Origin of the sequence: Modestobacter sp. NPDC049651, from assembly GCF_040659695.1 — a bacterium.
Taxonomy (GTDB): domain Bacteria; phylum Actinomycetota; class Actinomycetes; order Mycobacteriales; family Geodermatophilaceae; genus Modestobacter.
The window spans coordinates 1,919-4,789 of record NZ_JBFAOG010000030.1 but is presented as its reverse complement, the minus strand read 5'-3'; the positions used below and the strand labels follow the sequence as shown (position 1 = coordinate 4,789).

The window sequence follows — 2,871 nt, the reverse complement described above, 5'->3', positions numbered from 1 at the left end:
GGGGGTGGTGGTTTCCGTACGTTCAGAACCACACAGTGGACGCGAGACACCGAAGTTGGTTGCCAGTTGCTGGCACACACAAGTGGGTGTGTAGTGATCAAGCCCTCGGCCTATTAGTACCGGTCAGCTCCACGACTTGCGCCGCTTCCACTTCCGGCCTATCAACCCGCTGGTCTGGGCGGGGGCCTTACCCGGTTGACCCGGTGAGAGACCTCATCTTGAAGCGAGCTTCCCGCTTAGATGCTTTCAGCGGTTATCCCTGCCGAACGTAGCCAACCAGCAGTGCTCCTGGCGGAACAACTGGCACACCAGAGGTTCGTCCGTCCCGGTCCTCTCGTACTAGGGACAGCTCTTCTCAAGTCTCTTACGCGCACGGCGGATAGGGACCGAACTGTCTCACGACGTTCTAAACCCAGCTCGCGTACCGCTTTAATGGGCGAACAGCCCAACCCTTGGGACCTACTCCAGCCCCAGGATGCGACGAGCCGACATCGAGGTGCCAAACCATCCCGTCGATATGGACTCTTGGGGAAGATCAGCCTGTTATCCCCGGGGTACCTTTTATCCGTTGAGCGACACCGCTTCCACATGCCGGTGCCGGGTCACTAGTCCCAGCTTTCGCTCCTGCTCGACCCGTCGGTCTCGCAGTCAAGCTCCCTTGTGCACTTGCACTCGACACCTGATTGCCAACCAGGCTGAGGGAACCTTTGGGCGCCTCCGTTACATTTTGGGAGGCAACCGCCCCAGTTAAACTACCCACCTGACACTGTCCCTGATCCGGATCACGGACCGAGGTTAGACATCCAATTCGACCAGAGTGGTATTTCAACGATGACTCCACGAACACTGGCGTGCCCGCTTCACAGTCTCCCACCTATCCTACACAAGCCGAACCGAACACCAATATCAAGCTATAGTGAAGGTCCCGGGGTCTTTCCGTCCTGCCGCGCGTAACGAGCATCTTTACTCGTAGTGCAATTTCGCCGAGCCTGTGGTTGAGACAGCTGAGAAGTCGTTACGCCATTCGTGCAGGTCGGAACTTACCCGACAAGGAATTTCGCTACCTTAGGATGGTTATAGTTACCACCGCCGTTTACTGGCGCTTGAGTTCTGAGCTTCGCCTTGCGGCTGACCCGTCCCCTTAACGTTCCAGCACCGGGCAGGCGTCAGTCCGTATACATCGTCTTTCGACTTCGCACGGACCTGTGTTTTTAGTAAACAGTCGCTTCTCACTGGTCTCTGCGGCCACCCACCGCTGCCGGCCGCTCGTGCCATGACAGTAGATGGCCCCCCTTCTCCCGAAGTTACGGGGGCATTTTGCCGAGTTCCTTAACCACAGTTCGCTCGATCGCCTTGGTATTCTCTACCTGACCACCTGAGTTGGTTTGGGGTACGGGCCGCTAAGAACTCGCTAGAGGCTTTTCTCGGCAGCATAGGATCATCCCATTCGCCTCATTCGGCTATGCGTCAGGCCTCACCCTCGTGCGGGACGGATTTGCCTATCCCACGGGCCACACCCTTGCACCGGTACTACCACTCACCGGTAGGACTACCTTCCTGCGTCACCCCATCGCTTGCCTACTACCAGTCCGGGTCCCAGCCGCCACCGAGTCAGACCCGAAGGTCAGTTCCCGGCTTGGGGTGGTTAGCATCGCTGGGTTCAGCATGGGCGCTCTTTCGCGGGTACGGGAATATCAACCCGTTGTCCATCGACTACGCCTGTCGGCCTCGCCTTAGGTCCCGACTCACCCTGGGCGGATTAGCCTGGCCCAGGAACCCTTGGTCATCCGGCGGGGGAGTTTCTCACTCCCCTTTCGCTACTCATGCCTGCATTCTCACTCGTGTGGCGTCCACGGCTGGATCACTCCGCCGCTTCCACCGCCACACGACGCTCCCCTACCCATCCCTCCACCTGGCCGACCCACACAAGGCGGGCCGGCAAGCTACTGGAGAAATGCCACAGCTTCGGCGGTGTGCTTGAGCCCCGCTACATTGTCGGCGCGGAACCACTTGACCAGTGAGCTATTACGCACTCTTTCAAGGGTGGCTGCTTCTAAGCCAACCTCCTGGTTGTCACTGCGATCCCACATCCTTTTCCACTTAGCACACGCTTAGGGGCCTTAGCTGATGATCTGGGCTGTTTCCCTCTCGACTACGAACCTTATCGCCCGCAGTCTCACTGCCACGCTCTCACTTACCGGCATTCGGAGTTTGGTTGACGTCAGTAACCTTGTGGGGCCCATCGGCCATCCAGTGCTCTACCTCCGGCAAGAAACACGTGACGCTGCACCTAAATGCATTTCGGGGAGAACCAGCTATCACCGAGTTTGATTGGCCTTTCACCCCTACCCACAGCTCATCCCCTCCGTTTTCAACCGAAGTGGGTTCGGTCCTCCACGCGGTCTTACCCGCGCTTCAACCTGGCCATGGGTAGATCACTCGGCTTCGGGTCTAGAGCACGCGACTGAATCGCCCTGTTCGGACTCGCTTTCGCTACGGCTACCCCACACGGGTTAACCTCGCCACGTACCGCTAACTCGCAGGCTCATTCTTCAAAAGGCACGCAATCACCCTCCGGGCGAACCCGGTCAGGCTCTCACGGCTTGTAGGCACACGGTTTCAGGTACTATTTCACTCCCCTCCCGGGGTACTTTTCACCTTTCCCTCACGGTACTTGTCCGCTATCGGTCACCAGGGAGTATTTAGGCTTAGCGGGTGGTCCCGCCAGATTCACACCGAATTTCACGGGCTCGGTGCTACTTGGGATACATCCCGGGAGGTCATGAGTTTTCGTGTACGGGGCTCTCACCCTCTACGGCGACCCCTTCCAGAGGCCTTCCACTAACCCATGACTTTCTGACTCCCTGCATC

General features: G+C 58.3%; 1 rRNA gene (running past one end of the window). It reads right to left on the bottom strand.

Features of this window, described 5'->3' with window-relative positions:
- Positions 1–92 precede the first annotated feature (92 nt).
- Positions 93–2,871 (bottom strand): 23S ribosomal RNA (locus AB0J00_RS21875); it runs 176 nt beyond the window's last position.